General features: G+C 46.7%; 22 protein-coding genes. 13 read left to right on the plus strand and 9 right to left on the minus strand.

The window, feature by feature from the left end; genetic code table 11:
- Nucleotides 1-159 precede the first annotated feature (159 nt).
- From QUA20_RS00975 to QUA20_RS00990, 4 genes are all read left to right on the plus strand, one after another.
- Entirely contained in the window at nt 160-843 is a 684-nt protein-coding gene (locus tag QUA20_RS00975; protein ID WP_333184476.1) for a manganese catalase family protein, read from the plus strand.
- 269 nt (nt 844-1,112) lie between these two features.
- Entirely contained in the window at nt 1,113-1,847 is a 735-nt protein-coding gene (locus QUA20_RS00980) for a sirohydrochlorin chelatase (protein ID WP_333184479.1), read from the plus strand.
- Entirely contained in the window at nt 1,844-2,653 is an 810-nt protein-coding gene (cobA, locus tag QUA20_RS00985) for a uroporphyrinogen-III C-methyltransferase (protein ID WP_333184483.1), read from the plus strand. Before QUA20_RS00980 ends, cobA begins: the two co-directional genes overlap by 4 nt.
- 665 nt (nt 2,654-3,318) lie before the next feature.
- Nucleotides 3,319-3,909 (plus strand): cytochrome b, encoded by a 591-nt coding sequence (locus QUA20_RS00990; RefSeq protein WP_333184485.1) that lies wholly within the window; start codon nt 3,319-3,321, stop codon nt 3,907-3,909.
- Between the two features lie 279 nt (nt 3,910-4,188).
- On the opposite strand, the gene QUA20_RS00995 is transcribed toward QUA20_RS00990, so the two are convergent.
- The 7 genes from QUA20_RS00995 to QUA20_RS01025 all read right to left on the minus strand — a co-directional run bounded on the left by QUA20_RS00995 (nt 4,189) and on the right by QUA20_RS01025 (nt 8,900).
- On the minus strand, nt 4,189-6,441 hold the full coding sequence (locus tag QUA20_RS00995) for a transglycosylase domain-containing protein (RefSeq protein ID WP_333184689.1): 2,253 nt from the start codon (nt 6,439-6,441) through the stop codon (nt 4,189-4,191).
- A 336-nt stretch (nt 6,442-6,777) separates the two neighbouring features.
- Nucleotides 6,778-6,900 (minus strand): photosystem II reaction center protein J, encoded by a 123-nt coding sequence (locus tag QUA20_RS01000; RefSeq protein WP_172190233.1) that lies wholly within the window; start codon nt 6,898-6,900, stop codon nt 6,778-6,780.
- A 69-nt stretch (nt 6,901-6,969) separates the two neighbouring features.
- The gene (locus QUA20_RS01005; RefSeq protein WP_172190234.1) at nt 6,970-7,092 is read right to left on the minus strand and encodes a photosystem II reaction center protein L; all 123 of its coding nucleotides are present in this window, start codon (nt 7,090-7,092) and stop codon (nt 6,970-6,972) included.
- A gap of 9 nt (nt 7,093-7,101) precedes the next feature.
- Nucleotides 7,102-7,239, minus strand: a complete 138-nt coding sequence (gene psbF / locus QUA20_RS01010; protein WP_006635504.1) for a cytochrome b559 subunit beta — start codon at nt 7,237-7,239, stop codon at nt 7,102-7,104.
- Between the two features lie 20 nt (nt 7,240-7,259).
- Complete coding sequence (gene psbE, locus QUA20_RS01015) at nt 7,260-7,508, minus strand: cytochrome b559 subunit alpha (RefSeq protein ID WP_006635503.1); 249 nt, start codon at nt 7,506-7,508, stop codon at nt 7,260-7,262.
- Between the two features lie 56 nt (nt 7,509-7,564).
- Nucleotides 7,565-8,578: a photosynthesis system II assembly factor Ycf48 gene (locus QUA20_RS01020; protein ID WP_172190235.1), complete on the minus strand. Its 1,014-nt coding sequence runs from the start codon at nt 8,576-8,578 to the stop codon at nt 7,565-7,567.
- The gene (locus QUA20_RS01025) at nt 8,565-8,900 is read right to left on the minus strand and encodes a rubredoxin (protein WP_172190236.1); all 336 of its coding nucleotides are present in this window, start codon (nt 8,898-8,900) and stop codon (nt 8,565-8,567) included. Before QUA20_RS01025 ends, QUA20_RS01020 begins: the two co-directional genes overlap by 14 nt.
- A 162-nt stretch (nt 8,901-9,062) precedes the next feature.
- Between QUA20_RS01025 and ndhC the strand changes: the two genes are divergently transcribed.
- The 9 genes from ndhC to QUA20_RS01070 all read left to right on the plus strand — a co-directional run bounded on the left by ndhC (nt 9,063) and on the right by QUA20_RS01070 (nt 13,911).
- Complete coding sequence (ndhC, locus tag QUA20_RS01030; RefSeq protein WP_006635500.1) at nt 9,063-9,425, plus strand: photosynthetic/respiratory NAD(P)H-quinone oxidoreductase subunit C; 363 nt, start codon at nt 9,063-9,065, stop codon at nt 9,423-9,425.
- A complete protein-coding gene (gene ndhK, locus QUA20_RS01035) occupies nt 9,416-10,138 on the plus strand; it encodes a photosynthetic/respiratory NAD(P)H-quinone oxidoreductase subunit K (protein WP_333184489.1) in 723 nt (240 codons plus the stop codon). Before ndhC ends, ndhK begins: the two co-directional genes overlap by 10 nt.
- Nucleotides 10,131-10,634 carry an NAD(P)H-quinone oxidoreductase subunit J gene (locus QUA20_RS01040; RefSeq protein ID WP_172190238.1) on the plus strand — a complete coding sequence of 168 codons (504 nt, stop codon included), beginning with the start codon at nt 10,131-10,133 and terminating at the stop codon, nt 10,632-10,634. Before ndhK ends, QUA20_RS01040 begins: the two co-directional genes overlap by 8 nt.
- Nucleotides 10,635-10,810: 176 nt before the next feature.
- Nucleotides 10,811-11,569 (plus strand): hypothetical protein, encoded by a 759-nt coding sequence (locus QUA20_RS01045; RefSeq protein ID WP_333184491.1) that lies wholly within the window; start codon nt 10,811-10,813, stop codon nt 11,567-11,569.
- A 165-nt stretch (nt 11,570-11,734) separates the two neighbouring features.
- Nucleotides 11,735-12,019, plus strand: coding sequence for a hypothetical protein (locus QUA20_RS01050; RefSeq protein WP_333184493.1), 285 nt, complete (start codon nt 11,735-11,737; stop codon nt 12,017-12,019).
- Nucleotides 12,016-12,468, plus strand: a complete 453-nt coding sequence (locus tag QUA20_RS01055) for a PIN domain-containing protein (protein ID WP_190739498.1) — start codon at nt 12,016-12,018, stop codon at nt 12,466-12,468. Before QUA20_RS01050 ends, QUA20_RS01055 begins: the two co-directional genes overlap by 4 nt.
- 107 nt (nt 12,469-12,575) lie before the next feature.
- Nucleotides 12,576-12,908: a DUF6883 domain-containing protein gene (locus QUA20_RS01060; protein WP_333184497.1), complete on the plus strand. Its 333-nt coding sequence runs from the start codon at nt 12,576-12,578 to the stop codon at nt 12,906-12,908.
- An 18-nt stretch (nt 12,909-12,926) separates the two neighbouring features.
- The gene (locus QUA20_RS01065) at nt 12,927-13,175 is read left to right on the plus strand and encodes a DUF4926 domain-containing protein (RefSeq protein ID WP_333184500.1); all 249 of its coding nucleotides are present in this window, start codon (nt 12,927-12,929) and stop codon (nt 13,173-13,175) included.
- 115 nt (nt 13,176-13,290) lie between these two features.
- Nucleotides 13,291-13,911, plus strand: coding sequence for a Uma2 family endonuclease (locus tag QUA20_RS01070; protein WP_333184503.1), 621 nt, complete (start codon nt 13,291-13,293; stop codon nt 13,909-13,911).
- 68 nt (nt 13,912-13,979) lie between these two features.
- On the opposite strand, the gene QUA20_RS01075 is transcribed toward QUA20_RS01070, so the two are convergent.
- Together QUA20_RS01075 and QUA20_RS01080 are read right to left on the minus strand one after the other, a co-directional pair.
- Nucleotides 13,980-15,245, minus strand: coding sequence for an ABC transporter permease (locus QUA20_RS01075; RefSeq protein WP_172190243.1), 1,266 nt, complete (start codon nt 15,243-15,245; stop codon nt 13,980-13,982).
- 256 nt (nt 15,246-15,501) lie between these two features.
- Nucleotides 15,502-17,322: an efflux RND transporter periplasmic adaptor subunit gene (locus tag QUA20_RS01080; RefSeq protein ID WP_333184507.1), complete on the minus strand. Its 1,821-nt coding sequence runs from the start codon at nt 17,320-17,322 to the stop codon at nt 15,502-15,504.
- Nucleotides 17,323-17,449 lie beyond the last annotated feature (127 nt).

Here is a 17,449-nt window from a genome sequence, read left to right on the forward strand (position 1 = left end):
TTTAAACTCTACCTGAAAGCAGAGAAATTTGTCGAGCTAGATGTATCCATCGACCGAGGCTCGGTGCGATCGCTTGTCGCACAATGGATTAAGGCGAACACAGATAAAGTCTGCAATCCTTCAGACTTTAACAAGAGAACTAGAAAGAGGTACCGATCCATGTTTTTTCACAAAAAAGAATTAATGTCTGCGGTGAGAGTAGACGAACCTAACCCGCGTTTTGCGCAATTGCTGCTAGAACAGTTTGGCGGAGCAACCGGAGAACTGACAGCAGCTTTGCAATACTGGGTGCAGTCATTTCACTGTGAAAATGCAGGGATTAAGGATATGCTCCAAGATATTGCCATTGAAGAATTCAGCCACTTAGAAATGGTGGGGCAACTCATAGAAATGCACACCAAAAACGTTGACCAAACAGAAGCTTATAAAAGCACTTTGTTTGCCGTGCGCGGCGTAGGCCCACACTTGTTAGACAGCCAAGGTCAAGCTTGGACAGCAGCTTATATCAACGAAGGCGGGGATGTGGTGCGCGATTTGCGCGCTGATGTCGCTGCCGAAGCAGGAGCTCGCCAAACCTACGAAGAATTGATTAAACTAGCACCGGATGCAGCAACGAAAAAGACGCTGCATTTTCTGCTGACTCGCGAAATTTCTCACACTCAAATGTTCATGAAAGCCCTAGAATCGTTGGGTAAACTCACCGATCCTTTGTTCGGCAATATTCCGCCAGATTCCACTGTGGATCTCTACTTTAACTTGTCAACAAATGGCAAGGATGAACGCGGCCCTTGGAACTCTGAACCTACTTTCCAATACATTGCTGAACCAGGCCCTAGAGTTTAATCGGAATATTCCGCAATTAGCCTCGCAGCACAGTAGCCGAGTAGGTTGGGTAACGCGAAGCTCTACCCAACCTACTCTTCACTATGAAGAGCGATCGGCTAAAAAATGTTATAGTTATTGAAACTCTCCCGGACTCAAGCAGAAACCGGGTTTTTTTTACGAAAATACTTCGCAGCAGCCTCTGGCAACCGTGGAAAAACCCGGTTTCTTGAGTTAGTGCGCGCAAGTCCAGATCCAGATCGAACATTAACATTAAATCCATATTGAAATTGCGATCGACCTATTTATTAGTCTCTCACGGCAGCCGCGACCCCAGACCCCAACTAGCTTTGGAAAACCTAGGTCAACTGCTTTCTCAAAATTTGGGTGACTCGTTCCCCGCAGTAGCAACCGCCACCTTAGAACTCGGGCCCGCACCGCTGCACGAACAAATTTGCAGTTTTGGCGAACGTACCCTGTCGCTGGGACTGACAGAATTGCAAATCCTGCCTGTATTTTTATTGCCGGGAGTTCACGTCGCCGAAGACATACCGGCAGAGGTGGAAATTGCCCAACAAACTTTTGGTAACAAGCTAAAAATTGAATTGCGCCCGCATTTAGGTTCCCAGAAAGCAGGCTTAACAAAATTGGTAAAAAGTCAGATGCAAGAGGTGACTTTTCTCCCCAATCTGCTATGGCCAAAATGGATTTTATTATCTCACGGCAGCCGTCGCCCCGGAGGTAACTCGACAGTTGAGGAAATCGCCAGCCAACTCGGTGCACAGACAGCGTATTGGTCGGTCAAGCCGAGTTTGGAAGAGCAAATTGACAGTTTGGTTCGTGGTGGACAGCAGCAAATAGGGATTGTGCCATACTTCTTATTTAATGGAGGAATTACAGATGCGATCGCCAAAAATGTCGCACAGCTAAAGCAGCAATTTCCTGCGGCGGAACTTCATCTCGCAAATCCTCTAGGCGCAAGTGTAGAATTAGCAGACTTAATTGGGGATTTAATTCAAAAATGAACCGCAGTGGCACAGAAGAGGTAAAGGAAGCAAGAAAAATGTCTTTAGGCAAAGTGTATTTAGTAGGTGCGGGACCCGGAGATCCGGGTTTGATGACCTTGAAGGGAAAAGCTCTGTTAGAGTGCGCGGATGTGGTGATTTACGACGCTTTAGTCAGCCCTCAAATTTTGGCAGCAATCAACCCCCAAGCAGAACGAATTGATGCCGGAAAACGCAAAGGCCGTCACTCGTTAATGCAGGACGAAACAACTCAGTTAATGATAGAAAAAGCTGGAGATAATGCGATCGTAGTTCGTCTCAAAGGCGGCGACCCGTTTATCTTCGGCCGCGGCGGCGAAGAAATGGAAGAGTTGGTAAAAGCTGGAGTGTCGGTAGAAGTTGTGCCCGGCGTAACTTCTGGAATTGCGGCCCCTGCTTATGCGGGAATTCCTTTAACACACCGATCGTACAGTTCCTCTGTCACCTTTGTCACCGGTCACGAATCAGCGGGAAAATATCGACCGGAGGTAAATTGGCAGGCGATCGCCCGCGGCTCCGAAACCATTGTAGTATACATGGGAATCCACAATTTGCCTTACATTATCGGGCAGTTGACAGCAGCCGAAATGAGTGCAGAAACGCCCGTAGCATTAGTGCGCTGGGGAACGCGGCCGGAACAAGAAGAATTGATCGGGACTTTGGGTACAATTGTAGAGCAAGTTGAGGCGACTGGATTTGCAGCACCTGCGATCGCAGTAATCGGAAATGTCGTCAATTTGCACTCGATATTGTCTGGCTGTCGGCCAGTTTCTCAGACTGTAGAATAAGCGGGAGGATGGGGTCAGAAGCGCTCTAATTTCGATCGCTTTGATTTCGCTCCCTCTGATTTGGCTCGCCGGGGACGTTCGCACCCTCGATGTCATTCCGATGTCATTCTTGGACGCATCAATGACATATTTATGTCATTGCTCGCTCTTGAGCGTTAGCTTTCGCCCTCTATTATGAAAGCTATCGCAGCATCTGTTGTTCATGGGTTTTGCGTCCAGCACTGGATGCCAGCGAAAGCGCGCGGAAAATCTCGCCGTTTGTTGGCAGTCATTGCGTGTTGTGAGGCGATAATTTGATAATATTTTTTTGGGTCGTTTTTTGAGGCTTTTTTTCCAAAGTTCCGTTGCATAACTGTTTGTTTCGATTCCTGTACTGCAATATAAACTATTTTCTCCTTTGCCTTAGTCGCCAAAAACCTACAATTTTTTTTTAAATCAATGGTCGATCTGAGATTTATAGAACTTGCATATATTGAATGACCGCGCCCAAAAATGGAGACAAGCCCCCGACTTAAATCGCGGAGATATAAAAATTTTAGACCCTAATTCATGCTCCCAGATTCATCTGTCGAGTAAATATAAAATCTACAATCTAAAATCTAAAGTCTAAAGTCTAAAATCGACTGACAGAACCAAAACACAATTCAATATTTAGGAGGCATTAGATGAGTTCCAAATTAGTTCCGCAAGAGACAAAGCCCCAGCCTAGAGCGAATTCAGCCTTCAAGCAATTATGGTCAATGCACGCGGTGATGGCAACCTGTTATCTGCTGCTGTTGCTTGGGGGATTTTGGATGGTTAAAATGCCAGACAATACACCATTACGAGGCAACTCTTATACTTTGCATAAATCGATTGGGGTGTTGACAATTGGATTGCTAACTTGGCGTATTTTCATTTTGCAGCGAGTTTGGTGGCGTAAGTATACGCGCCGCCTCCCCAAGTTTACAGGTGAGTGGATTCGCAGGTTTCTACTGCACACGGCAATTTATCTGTTTATGCTAGCGGTTCCTCTGAGCGGATTTTTCCTCTCTAATTCCTATAAAAGCGGGAATGTCCCTTTCTTCTGGCTGGCAACCTTGCCAGATATCTTTCCTCAAAATGCAGCGGTTGTAGATTTTGCAGGAGATTTACATTTCTGGATTGCTTATACTTTCCTGGCCTTTATTGTACTGCACGCGATCGACCAACGAAAATATGTGCGATCGCTTTGGAGACGAACAACCCAAGCCCTGAAAAAATCATCGCTCAGTTAACCTTAATCAGTCCTGAAATCAATAACGTATTGATGTCATTGCTCACTCTTGAGCGTTAGCTTTCGCTCAGTTTCTCAGACTGTAGAATAAATTTCAATATTGCATCTGTAGTCATTAGTCATTTGTAAAATGACTAAGCTAATCCGCATTTAAATTGCACGGTCAAATAAACTTTTACTCTTGTAGGGTGGGCAGGAAAGCCCGCCCTCAACATACAGTTTAAATGCACAACCGCTTACTAACTACTAACTAATGACTAATGACTAATGACTGATGATTTCAACGCGCCACTTCCCGCATATACTCCCCCCACAACTGAGCGGCATTTGCACTACCTCCCCCAGTCGGAGAATTATCATCATTTCCCAACCAAACTCCTGTCACGAGTTGCTGACTGGGAATATAACCGACAAACCACAAATCTCTATTATCATTAGTCGTGCCTGTTTTTCCAGCTTCTCCCAACCCCAAAGCAGCACTGCTGCCCGTACCTCCCCGCACAACACCTTGCAGCATATCAGTCATGGTATCCGCTACGCCTTCAGAAACTAACTGCCGATTGGCAATGCCATCTTTTTGATAGTCATAAATCACCCGGCAACTGTTAAAATTATTTCGATCTTTGCAATCGCTGCTGTCAATAATTCGCTTGATTACGTGGGGGCGATTCCCCAAACCCCGGTTCGCAAAAACCCCGAATGCACCAGTTAATTGCAATACGTTAACTTCACTTTCACCTAATACTAAACCTGGGTTAGAACGCAGTTCAGATGTAATCCCCAAACGCCTCGCCATTCCCACTACATTGTCTAAACCGACATCTTGTGCTACTCTCAAAGCAATTGCATTTTCCGACTGTGCTAAACCCCGATACATATCCGCACTGCCGCTGGTTCTTTCGCAGCCGCTGTAACTTTGTCCGCCCCAGGAAAGCGGCTCGCAAGAATAAGTTTTATCGGGTGAGATTCCCTGTTCTAGGGCGGCTGCATAGGTGAAAATCTTAAATGTAGAACCGGGCTGTCTCAAAGCTTGGGTAGCCCGATTAAACTGACTTTTCAAATAATCTACGCCCCCAACTAAAGCTAAGACTTCTCCTGTTGTAGTATTGAGAGTTACCACTGCTCCTTGAGAAAAACCTGCATTGGCTCCCGCATTTTCTACAGCATTTCTGAGGGAAGCTTCAGCCACTTTTTGCAGGCCGGGATTCAAACCTGTTTCTACAATAAAATTGCCTTCTCTGGCTAACTGCTCCCCCAGCAAAAACTCCAATTCGTCAAATACATAACTGTAGAAATAAGGAGCGATCGTACTTTGCAGAAATTCGCGAGCTTTGGGATTAATTTCAATTCGCGATCGCCTCGCGCGATCGGCTTCTTCCTGAGAAACCGTCCCCAGTGCGCGCATCCGTTCGATCACTCGATCGCGATACTGCACCGCTAACTGATAATTTTGAATCGGATTAAAACTGTTTGGCGCAGGCAAAATTCCCGCCAAAGTCGCCGCCTCTGACAAAGTTAAATCCTTCGCCGACTTGCCAAAATAAAACCGAGACGCATCCTCAAAACCGTAAAGGTCTATTCCCAAAAACACGCGATTTAAATAAGTCAGCAATAGCTCGTCTTTGCTGTAATAGTTCTCCAGTTTAAAAGCCACTACAGCTTCCCGTAACTTGCGTCCCGCCGAATCTTGAGTTCCCACATAATCTCGAAACAAACTCCTCGCCAACTGCTGCGTCAGAGTGCTACCACCTTCACGAATTCCGCCCCCGCGAACATTAGTTAAAAGTGCTCGCAAAACGCCCAGCGGATCTACCCCCAAATGCCAATTGTAGCGGCTGTCTTCCGAAGCAAGTACCGCCTTGGATAAATAGGGCGAAAAATCCTGCAATTTTTTTAATTCTAAGTGAGCGTTATTCTGAGGAGGACGCAGCGGAGTTTGCCCGTCGCGGGCATAAACAATCACGGGGCCATTGATACTTCTCGGCAGAGGCCGCACGTGAAACTTGGTCGATTCCATACCTACCAAAACCGCAATCAAGGCGGTAATTCCGCTAACGCCGTAAAAGCTGTAACGCACAAGTTCCAAATACCAAGGCGGCGGATATACGTACTGAACTCTGACAGCGGCGGCTAGTTCCGGCGGGCCTAAAGTGAACACGTCTCCGTGACGCAGCGACATACTTTTAATTCGCCTTTTGCCGCTGTAAATGCCGTTGGTGGAGTCTTCATCTTTGATGACAAAAGGAGTCCGCCGCCGAGTATCCCGCGACAGGGATAAGTGGACGTGACTGACAACGGGATTGCGAACTACAATATCTGAAGATTTGGACGATCGACCTAACAAATATCGATCGCCCAACAGCGGATAAACCTCAGCTTTAGCTGCACCCGCATCCTGCACCCACAGTTCGGGTACTTTGGCATTCGGTTTCAGCGCTAGCTGGTTAAAATTAACCTTGGCAATAGTCTGGACTGCTTGGGTAATAGCACCCAAGACGGTTTGAGGTTTGCGGGGCGGCTGCGGTGGGGTCATATTTCGCTGTGCACTACGATCGAGCGATCGGCTCTTGCACCATTCTACTCGCAACTTTTGGCTAATTTCAGGATCTGTCCACACTCTTGAGGCGATAGTCGGCTAGTGGCGATCGATTTTGGGGTTATTGGTGAACCTGCCCGGAATCCGTTTATTGAGCGAATCTCCACCCAACCACAAAAAATCCCGCTCTTACCAGAGAATTAAATTATCATAAACTTGCCGAAAAATTAACACTTTCGATAACATTTATCCCAGCTTTACCAATAAACTTCGCATAATTAAAACCCCCCTTTTTGAAGGGGGGTTAAAAGCCGAAAATCAGCTTACTTCTCCTTACAGCGAAGAACCCAAACCGGCATAAGCACCGTAGAAGAAAAGACCCAAAATGCTCAGAACACCGAGGCCTGCGACAGTAGCTACCAGCCACAAAGGAATTCTGCCACTTTCACTAAACATAGCCATCACCTCACTAATTCACAGCTAAACAAATTCGATCGAACTATCGAAACCCAACTCAGACACCAGTTAATTAAAGAAATAACTGGAAAACAAAATACCCAGAGTAAAAATCAACAACAGACCCAAATAAAGAGAAGTCCGATTTAACTCAACAGGCTGCTCGTTGGGATTAGGAACGCGCTCAGGCATTGTAAACTCCTATCGTTGAATAAATTGCATTGCTGCGATCGCGCCCAAAAAGAAAATTGTTGGGACACCTAAAGTATGAACTGCCAACCACCGCACCGTAAAAATCGGATACGAAATTGGCTCATTGTTTGGGGTTCTGCTCGTCATTTTTCCAAATCCTTGTTAAATTACTTGGCAATGAACTGATCTACTTGTTTCTTAGCTTCAAAGCGATCCGAGATAATCGGCACTTCTTCCCGCTGCGGTGTGAAATACTGGTTAGGGCGAGGAGTTCCGAAAGCATCGTAAGCCAAACCCGTTTGCACAAACAGCCATCCAGCAATAAACAAAGCCGGAATGGTGATGCTGTGAATTACCCAATAACGGATACTTGTAATAATGTCCCCAAACGGACGTTCTCCAGTTGTACCAGCCATTTAGAATCCTCCTTTCAACAACAAATCGACAGACAATCTCTATTAATATTCTACTATCAAGCAGCTTGCGCTGAACCTTGATATTTAAGTAGAGTACCGCTCGCGCCGATCACAAATCCGCGATCGGGGCCCATAAAGACAATCCTGTAAAAATTAGCGGGAACATCTTCAACTTCGCGGTCTTTTTGCCAAGTTTTCCCGCCGTCCAAACTGCACAGCAAATTGCCGCCGCCGCCGGCTACCCAAACTTCATTATCAGTACGGTAAGCCATGTCCAGCAAACCCCAACTCGCCTTGCGATCGGGAAAAAACGGTTTTCCCCAACCTTCAGGATTGGACGGGTCGCTAAACTGAATTTGACCGCCGCGGGCGAGCATCCACAAACGCCCGTCCTTGGTAAAGCCCATATTTTGCAGGCGGCGAGAACTGTTGCGGTTGTGAGGTTCCCAAGCTTCTTGTCCGGGTTTCCACACCGAGTAGAAATTGCCCTTCGAGGAAACCGCAACATACTGCCCGTCTTCAGAACGGTTGATATTGCGAACTACCCCAAAAGAATCCTGCACGACAGCTTTCCAATTTTTGCCGCCGTCAGAAGTCCGGTAAATCGCCCCCACATCGGTGGTCATCTCGGCGGAATTCGGGCCCAAAGCCGCGATCGTACTCGGAGAACCTGGCAACTGACTGCTCAAAGCAATCCGCGTCCAAGATTTACCCTCATCGTTCGTGTGGAGCAAAACAGAAGGCTGGCCGACAATCCAGCCTTCTGAACCCGAAAAACTCACCGACGCAAAACGCGACCTCGGATCGTCGATATCCAGTGCTATAGACTTCCAGCTAGTGCCACCGTCGGAGGTTTCGAGCAGAGTTGCCTCCGAACCCACAACCCAGCCGTGCTGAGGATTGCCCGTAAAGGCAATATCCTGCAAATTAGCTTTCGTCGGCAAAGAAATCACTTGCCAGGGGTTGTAACTCACGGAGCCGATCGTGCTGCAACTCGTACAGATGAGCGCAGCGGCCAATAACATTACAATTCGTTGCCAAAATCTCACAATCGTCTTACTGCAAACCATACATACTAAGTAACAACAAGAAACCAACGACCAAGCCGCCAAAAATCAGCAAACTTTTCTGACCTTCGGTCATGCCGTTGACACCGACACCGTAGCGCTGATTTGCCTTAAATCCCGATATCCCTTCCATCTGACCGAGATTTTGAAACGCCGACTTGCGCGCTGCGCAAACGGGACAGACCCAAGTTTGGGGCAAATCTTCAAAAGCCGTGCCCGGGGCAATGCCAATTTTAGGATCGCCCTTTTTCGGATCGTAGACGTAGCCGCAGGCGCGGCACTCGTGCCGATCGAGGGTCTTAGTCTCAGTGGCTCGATCGCTCATAGCTCCAAAAGAGTAGGTAAGCTAATCTTAAAATATACATTAAAAATTATTGCAGAAGATGGACGATTAATCTCAACCAACTCGTAATTTTAGCTGCCCAAAATCTATATAATGTAACAGACAAGTTACAGAACCCTTTCACCTAGGCAGTAATTATTCACCGTGTTTGCACTCAGCGGCTACGAGTATTTCTTAGGCTTCCTGTTAATTTCCAGCCTAGTCCCTATCCTCGCCCTCACGGCGTCTAAGGTACTGCGCCCCAAAAGTCGTCCCTACGACCGACGCACTACCTACGAATCCGGCGTCGAGCCGATCGGCGGAGCCTGGATTCAGTTCAACATCCGATATTATATGTTCGCCCTGGTCTTCGTCATCTTCGACGTAGAAACCGTCTTTCTCTATCCTTGGGCGGTTGCTTTCAACCAGCTAGGACTGTTGGCTTTTATCGAAGCCTTGTTTTTTATCACGATCCTCGTTATTGCTCTTGTCTATGCATGGCGCAAAGGAGCCTTGGAATGGTCTTAAGTTCTGACAAATCACAAAAAGCGCTTATCAACCCAGTCGAGCGCCCGGAAGTCACATCCCAACTCTCAGAGAACGTCATCCTGACAACAGTGGATGACCTCTACAATTGGGCGAGACTTTCGAGCCTGTGGCCGCTGCTTTTCGGCACAGCCTGCTGCTTCATTGAATTTGCAGCTTTGATCGGATCGCGCTTTGACTTCGACAGATTCGGCTTAGTACCCCGATCGAGCCCCCGGCAAGCCGACTTGATCATCACCGCCGGCACAATTACGATGAAGTACGCCCCCATCTTGGTGCGGCTGTACGAACAAATGCCGGAACCCAAATACGTGATCGCGATGGGCGCGTGCACCATCACCGGCGGAATGTTCAGCATGGACTCCACCACAGCAGTCAGAGGCGTTGACAAACTGATTCCTGTAGACGTGTACATCCCCGGCTGTCCCCCCCGCCCAGAAGCGATTATTGACGCAATTATCAAACTGCGGAAAAAAATCGCCAACAATTCCATGCAAGAACGGGCCAATTTGCTGCCAACCCACCGCTACTACACCAGACCCCACAAAATGAAAGTAGTAGACGACATTTTGGACGGCAAATACTTGTCTATTCCAGGCCGGATGGCGCCGCCGAAAGAATTGACCGAAGCAATGGGAATGCCAGTACCGCCGGCCCTGCTTGCAGGACAAAAACAGGAGGTAAACCGTGGCTGAGACAGAATCTGCAATTGTTGAAGCCGGGAAGGTTTCCCAGTGGTTGACTCAGAATGGCTTTGAACACGAAGCTTTAGCGGCCGATAATTTGGGCGTGGAGATATTAAAGGTCGATCGAGAATTCCTAATTCCGATGTCAACAGCACTGTACGCCTACGGGTTTAATTATATGCAGTGCCAGTGCGCCTACGACCAAGGCCCTGGACAAGATTTAGTCAGCGTCTACCACTTGGTTAAGCTGACAGATAATGCTTCCAAGCCTGAAGAAGTCCGCGTCAAAGTATTCGTACCCCGCGAAGATCCCAGAGTGCCATCAGTCTACTGGATTTGGAAAGCAGCCGACTTTCAAGAGCGGGAATCCTACGATATGTACGGCATTGTCTATGAAGGCCATCCGAATCTGAAACGGATTTTGATGAACGAAGATTGGGTAGGCTGGCCGCTGCGGAAAGATTACATTTCCCCTGATTTTTACGAATTGCAAGACGCTTATTAAGGGAGTTTTGCGAGGGCGGGTTTAGAGCATAAAATTTGACTTTTGGGGTTGAGTTTTATGCTAAACTCGCCCTCTATTTTTTTGATCTATTGCTGTAGGGCGATGTTTTGTGATATTCTTAGTCTAAGTATTATAATACCTGCGCATCACCTCAAACCCAAGTCGCCAACTCATTAATGATATTGAATCTCTCCAATGATATTGAAGCTCTCCTGGCGACAAGCGCAGGGCTATTTGCGTCAGAAGGTTCCCTGCGTGAGGTGGCTATCCTAGCAAATGCAGAGTATAGTACCGAGTGCTGTGCGGAAAACGACTTCGGCTACGGCATTTACCACCTCTATCTTCAAGTTCCTAATTACCTTTACTCGCAATTTTATGACGAGATTGAGGTATGTGAAGATCTAATTCTGAAGAAGGCAAGAATACTTCTCAAACCCTACCCAGATGAATTAGCTTATTTGAGTATTAGTCCCCTTCTGAGCGCAGGTGATAAGTGGCGCGAAAAAGCAAACAATTGGGTCACAGGTAAAGGTGTCAATAATCAAGGTCGTGTTAGGTCTGATAATATACCTTCGAGAACAGTAGACGGGCTTTTCTTTCGTTCTCAGAACGAAGAGCTTTTTTACAAAGCTCTTAAATCACTTGGGGTATCCTTTGCTCCATTACCCGTTTTCATTAGAGGTGGTGAAAAATACAGAAGAATTGAACCAGATTTTGTCATTGTTAAAAACGGTGTTTTACTGGTTGTAGAAGTAGATGGTGATACTGTACACAACGAAACACCAGCAGAAGCACATGATAGGACAACTATGCTTGCCCATGAGGGGGTTCATATTGAGCGAATCCGAGCCTCAGAGTGCCAAACCCCAGATCAGGCAGTTGCCTGTGCAAAGAGAATGTTGCAGGTTATTGATAAGATTAAATCTTCAAGGTAGATGACGTTGAGTCCCAAAGGTTATCTGCATCCGGTGAGCTTGGTCGTTAAAGCCGCTCTAATAATTGAAACAGATCGAAGTTTCTACGTCAATGCTCCCAAGTGATCGATCGCCAGCTTAGCCTAGTAGGTTGTAAAGTATAAGGGTAGAGCTATAAAAACACCTATGACACTCACCCTCACTCTGACACCAGAAATAGAGCAATACTTAACACAAAGAGCTCAAGAGCAAGGGCTTTCGACGGAAGCATACACTCTGCAACTGCTGGGAGAATATATTCTGCGAAAAGAAAAGCAGGTAAAATTGCTTAATCTGCTTCAGTCTTGGAGGGATGAAGAAGATGCCGAAGAGCAGCAAGAAACAGGTGAGTATCTGATTCATGCTCTTGACGAAGATCGTTTATCTGAACGCAAGCTATTTCCTATTGAATTAAAAGGTGTAACTTGGTGAGCAGAGTCGTTTTTCTGGATGCAGGACCAATTGGTTTAGTTACGAATCCAAAGCTATCTCCTGAAAGCACTCTTTGTACTCGCTGGTTGCAAGCACTTATTATATCCGATACTCGAGTTATTATTCCCGAAATAGCCGATTATGAAGTTCGCCGAGAATTGCTGCGGGCAAATAAGGTAAGGGGTATTGCTCGATTAGATGAATTAGCTAACTCGCTGGAGTATTTACCCATTACAACTGCTGCTATGCGACAAGCTGCGATGTTTTGGGCACAAGCTCGTCAGCAAGGACAACCGACAGCAGGTGATAAGACGATTGACAGCGATATGATTTTGGCAGCACAGGCGACGACTCTTGATGTTGTGGATGTTGTAATCGCGACAACAAATGTTGGTCATCTTTCTAGGTTTGCTCCAGCCGATTTATGGCGAAACATCAATCTCGGTTGAGATTCTGGTGCTGATTGGAGAGATACTTGCATCTGCACGACTCCACAGTTAAAGCGATCGCCGATTTCGATATAAACTGAGGGCTGCTTATTCGTATCAGCTTTTCTATGCTCATTCCAAATGCAAAGAATACAGTTTTTGATATTCGTAAACTTCGTGACTACTGCTTCAATCCAGAACACGACGATGGCAAACACAAAGCGCGACTTTTTTCGTCTATTCTTGAGATGACGGCTGACAATGCTGAGGAATTGCGCCAAATTTTGCTTGAAATTATTCAAAATGACGAAGCTCAGTTAGTGAGGCGGGATGGATTCGGGCAACGCTACATTCTAGATTTCACGATTCAATGGCAAAATGGAAGTGCAACCCTTCGGAGTGGCTGGATTATTGAGTATGATTCAGAGATTCCGAGATTAACAACCTGCTATCCTCTGTAATGTTTGGAGGTAATAAGAGTGACAAAGAATACAATTAAATTACTAGATGTCGTTGCCTTGACAATTGACATTCCTGAATACAATCTGTGGCGCGGACAAGTAGGGACTGTGGTTGAACTGTTGGCTGATGGTGCAGCGTTTGAGGTTGAATTTAGTGATCGCAACGGACGCACTTATGAATCTGTCGGGCTGCATCCAGAGCAAATCATGGTGTTGTACTTTGAGCCCGCATCACCTGATATCAAACCCGAAATGGTTACAGCCTAAGCGGCACAATAACTTGCGGACTTTATAAAAAATGGGAATTTATAACTGCCGATGCACGCAGATACACACAGATGGATAGAGATATAATTTCTATTATCAGTAATTGTAAAAATTTATGACTCAAGCTTTACCCAAACTCGTAAACTGCGAGGAATTTGTGGAGTGGCTGCCAGAAAAGGCGGCGGTACGCTACGAACTGCACAATCGAAATATTATTGAAATAATACAACCAGTAGGCGAGCATCAAGAAGTTACAGGCTTTCTTACGATCGCAATTGCTGTTCAAATTAATCATCTGGGATTGCCCTACGGTATCCCCAACCAAGCGATAGTTAAGCCTCCTGAAAAAGATTCTGGTTATTTCCCTGATGTGTTGGTGCTGAATCGTGCAAATCTGGTGAACGAAACTTTGTGGCAAAAACAATCTGTCCTCAGTTTGGGTGGATCGATACCGTTGGTAATTGAGGTTGTGTCAACCAATTGGCGCGATGATTACTATTTAAAATACGCCGATTATGAGGAGATGGGTATCCCTGAATATTGGATTGTGGATTATGCTGCGTTGGGCGGACGCAATTTTATTGGCAATCCCAAACAACCGACAATTTCTGTCTGTAACTTGGTTGATGGTGAATATCAAATCCTCAAGTTTCGAGAGAACGATCGGATTGTGTCGCAAACTTTTCCAGATTTAAACCTCACAGCAAACCAGATTTTTCAAGCTGGTTTAGTATAAGCTGAATTAAAATTTAGGCTTTCGGGCGGACAGGATGCCCAGCCCACAAGAGCTTATATTGCTTAAATTTAATCATTCCGCAAGGCTGCGATCGGATCTAAGCGAGCCGCATTCCGAGCCGGCAATACTCCAGCTAACAACCCGACGGTAAAAGATAGCCCAAAACCTGCTGTAATCGACCATACAGAAACCACAAACGGAAATTTGAACGCTGTCGAAGCCCCAAAGGCGATCGCAATTCCCAACCCAATACCCGCCGTTCCCCCCACCGTGGAAACTAAAATAGATTCCGCCATAAATTGAATTAGAATTGCTGCATTAGTAGCACCTACCGCTTTGCGAATCCCGATTTCCTTAGTGCGTTCGACAACAGACACCAGCATAATATTAGCAATACCGATACCGCCAACCACCAAAGAAATTCCGGCGATCGCTCCCACCATAACTGTAAATAAACCTATCACATTGCTGAAAGTATTAACGATCTCAGCTTGATTGACAACTCGAAAATCATCCGGTTGTGGCGGATAAATATTGTGGCGCAAGCGCATGATATTTTCCACTTGAAATTGAGCATCCGCTAAATCCGCTTCGCCGGCAGTTTCCAACCAAAAACCCGAGATCGCAATCCCCGCTAAAGAATTTCTCCCCACAATCCGCGAAGACATATTTTTGAGGGGAATATACACTCGATCGTCCTGATCGGTTCCCCCTACAGACCCCTTGCTTTCCATCACTCCAATGACCTTGTAGCGGTTGCCCTGAATGCGAATATCGGAGGATAGCGCATTAGCTCCGGCTCCAAAAAGTTCGTCCCGCACCTTAGAACCGAGGACAACTACTGGCTCAGCAGCATTCAATTCATCCTCGTTAAAAAACCGTCCTTGTTGAGGTTGAATGTTCTTCACATCTGGATAGTTTAAATCCGTTCCCAAAATAGCAGTAAATGAATTTTGTCCGCCGTAAACTACTTGCACTTGGCGCTGCAAATAAGCAGAAATTGCCTTGACTGCAGGAGCTTGTTTGCCGATCGCCTTAGCGTCATCCCAAGTAAGGGTAGTAGCAGAACCGCTTCCCTGACTGACACCGCCGGATCGCGCAGCACCGGATAACACCAACAGCACATTTGTACCCAAAGCCTTTAACTGTTCTTCAGTTGATTTTTGTACTCCCTGTCCCACCGAAGTAATGGCAATTACCGAAGATATCCCAATAATTACGCCCAGCATAGTTAAACTGGTACGCAATTTGTTATTCCACAGCGCCTCTGTCGCCATGAAAGCGATTTGAACGTTAGAGATTTTGTTGGTACGGGGGCGAGTCTGTAATTTCATTGGTAATAGGTAATAGCTAATAGGTAATTGCTAAGGAATAATTGGGAGTTTTAAGGAAGAAAGAACAAGCAACACGGAACAAAGAAGAAGGAAGAGTAAAAAAAAAGTTATCCGTGTATCCGTAACTTCCGTGTTGTGCTTTTGGGAATCGGTAATTGGTAATTGATAAGTGATAATTAGTAATTGGCAATTGGTAATCGGTAATTGTCAACCACTAACTAATGACTAATGACTAATGACTAATGACTACTGACTACTAACGCAAGCGCGTTCCGCCACCAGGTTGCAAACCCGGAATTCCACCCGGCGATGGATTTTGGGATCTAGGCCGCAATCCGGGGGGGAAACTAAGCAGCACTTTTTCATTTCCTTTCAAACCCGATCGCACTTCCGTCTTGTCATCCACCGTCATACCAGTCTTAATCGGCATAAAAGCAGGTTTGCCATCTTCTCCACCCGGAACAAAAACCCCCGTTTCCCTTTGTTGGCGGACAATTGCCGCAGTCGGGACTACCAAAACATTTTTAAGTTCACCGGCCTTAAATTCCACATTCACATTCATGCCCGATCGCAGCATTTCTTGATCGTCATTAATAATTGCCGCTTTTACCTCAAAACTTGTCACATTTTGCAGGACGATCGACTGAGGCGAAATTTGACTGATTTTACCTGCAAAAGTCTTTCCCGCAAAAGCATCGGCTTGAATAGACGCAGCCTGGCCGATCTTAATCTGAGAAATATTAGTTTCTGCGACGTTTGCTACTAATTGATTTTTTGAAGCTAAGGACAAAATCGAAGAAGAAGTCGCCGAAGAAACCGCACTACCTGCCGTCGTGGGAGTCACAAAAGCGCCCGGATCTGCGTACTTGCGGGTGACAGTGCCGGTGAAAGGAGCCCGCAGCACAGTGTCGCCGATCAGCGCTTGAACGCTTTGCAGGCTGCCTCTAGCGGAGAGAACTTGGGCGCGGGCTTGGGCGATGTCTTCGGGGCGGGAACCTGCTTCTAGCAGCGCCAAAGCTTGCTGTTTTTGCTCGACGGCGGCCTGCGCCGCAGCGATTTCTTCGGGGCGTGCGCCCGATCGCGCCAGGGCCAAAGCTTGCCGTTTTTGCTCCACAGCAGCCCGCCCCGCAGCAATTTCTTCGGGACGTGCGCCCGATCGCGCCAGGGTCAAAGCTTGCCGTTTTTGCTCCACAGCAGCCCGCGCCGAAGCGATTTCTTCGGGGCGAGTACCCGCTTGCAGCAAAGCTACAGCTTGTTCGGCTTGCCTGACTTGCGTTTGAGCTCGATCGCGCGCGGTGCGGGAGTTGTTGACAACTTGCAAAGCAATGGCTCCGGCATTATAGAGTTCCTGATTTCTCTGAAAGTCTTCCTCAGCTTGATTTTGGGCGTATTCGGCATCTCTGAGTTTGGCAATTGCTTGGGCGATGTCTTCAGGCCGATTGCCCTTGAGCAATTTTTGTAAATTTGCCTGTTGTTCAGCTAATTGTGCCTCAGCTACGGCAATATCCTGGCTTCGATTGCCGTTGAGCAATTTTTGTAAATTTGCCTGTTGTTCAGCTAGTTGTGCCTCAGCTACGGCAATATCCTGGCTTCGATTGCCGTTGAGCAATTTTTCCAAACTTGCCTGTTGTTCTGCTAACACTGCCCTAGCCACAGCAATGTCCTGGGTTCGAGTGCCGTTGACCAATTTTTCCAGGTTTGCTTCGGCGGCTGCGAGTTGTCCGCGAGTTTGGGTAAGTTGCCCTTGGAGGTTGGAGTCGTCCATGTAGGCGAGAATCTGCCCTTTTTCAACTTTATCTCCTTCCTTGACAAGCAAACTTTTGAGCATTCCTGAAGTTTTGGGGCTGACGTTAACGGAACGTTCGGGCACAATTGTGCCGTTTGCCGAAATTGTAATCGGCAGGTTCACCCTTTCGACAGCAACGGTTTTTTCCTTGCGCCTGGTTTCGCGGCTGGATTTGACTGTGAGTTGGCTGTAAGCTGTGTAGCCTACTCCTGCAAGCAGGGAAGCGGCAAGCAGCGCGCTAACCCACGGACTCAGCTCTTTTTTAATCTGAAAGTGCTTTACTAAGTACATATAAATTAGACTAATCGGGCGTCTGTTCAATTTAGACCGATCGGGAACAGAAAAGGTTCAATTGAAGTCTGACTAAGTTTTTTCCCGTGTTTAATGCTTGCGGGCGATCGAGTTTAGATCCCAACAT

Source organism: Microcoleus sp. Pol7_A1, assembly GCF_036701085.1.
Classification (GTDB): Bacteria; Cyanobacteriota; Cyanobacteriia; order Cyanobacteriales; family Microcoleaceae; genus Microcoleus; species Microcoleus asticus.

Bases quoted from the DNA above. Each gene is read 5' to 3' on its own strand.
- psbE (WP_006635503.1), bottom strand. From the start codon at position 7,508: ATGGCTGGTACAACTGGAGAACGTCCGTTTGGGGACATTATTACAAGT.
- cobA (WP_333184483.1), top strand. From the start codon at position 1,844: ATGAACCGCAGTGGCACAGAAGAGGTAAAGGAAGCAAGAAAAATGTCT.
- psbF (WP_006635504.1), bottom strand. From the start codon at position 7,239: ATGACGAGCAGAACCCCAAACAATGAGCCAATTTCGTATCCGATTTTT.
- QUA20_RS01020 (WP_172190235.1), bottom strand. From the start codon at position 8,578: ATGGTTTGCAGTAAGACGATTGTGAGATTTTGGCAACGAATTGTAATG.
- QUA20_RS01070 (WP_333184503.1), top strand. From the start codon at position 13,291: ATGACTCAAGCTTTACCCAAACTCGTAAACTGCGAGGAATTTGTGGAG.
- QUA20_RS00990 (WP_333184485.1), top strand. From the start codon at position 3,319: ATGAGTTCCAAATTAGTTCCGCAAGAGACAAAGCCCCAGCCTAGAGCG.
- QUA20_RS01005 (WP_172190234.1), bottom strand. From the start codon at position 7,092: ATGCCTGAGCGCGTTCCTAATCCCAACGAGCAGCCTGTTGAGTTAAAT.
- QUA20_RS01080 (WP_333184507.1), bottom strand. From the start codon at position 17,322: ATGTACTTAGTAAAGCACTTTCAGATTAAAAAAGAGCTGAGTCCGTGG.
- QUA20_RS01025 (WP_172190236.1), bottom strand. From the start codon at position 8,900: ATGAGCGATCGAGCCACTGAGACTAAGACCCTCGATCGGCACGAGTGC.
- QUA20_RS01060 (WP_333184497.1), top strand. From the start codon at position 12,576: ATGCTCATTCCAAATGCAAAGAATACAGTTTTTGATATTCGTAAACTT.
- ndhK (WP_333184489.1), top strand. From the start codon at position 9,416: ATGGTCTTAAGTTCTGACAAATCACAAAAAGCGCTTATCAACCCAGTC.
- QUA20_RS00995 (WP_333184689.1), bottom strand. From the start codon at position 6,441: ATGACCCCACCGCAGCCGCCCCGCAAACCTCAAACCGTCTTGGGTGCT.
- QUA20_RS01050 (WP_333184493.1), top strand. From the start codon at position 11,735: ATGACACTCACCCTCACTCTGACACCAGAAATAGAGCAATACTTAACA.
- QUA20_RS00975 (WP_333184476.1), top strand. From the start codon at position 160: ATGTTTTTTCACAAAAAAGAATTAATGTCTGCGGTGAGAGTAGACGAA.
- QUA20_RS01000 (WP_172190233.1), bottom strand. From the start codon at position 6,900: ATGTTTAGTGAAAGTGGCAGAATTCCTTTGTGGCTGGTAGCTACTGTC.
- QUA20_RS01045 (WP_333184491.1), top strand. From the start codon at position 10,811: ATGATATTGAATCTCTCCAATGATATTGAAGCTCTCCTGGCGACAAGC.
- QUA20_RS01075 (WP_172190243.1), bottom strand. From the start codon at position 15,245: ATGAAATTACAGACTCGCCCCCGTACCAACAAAATCTCTAACGTTCAA.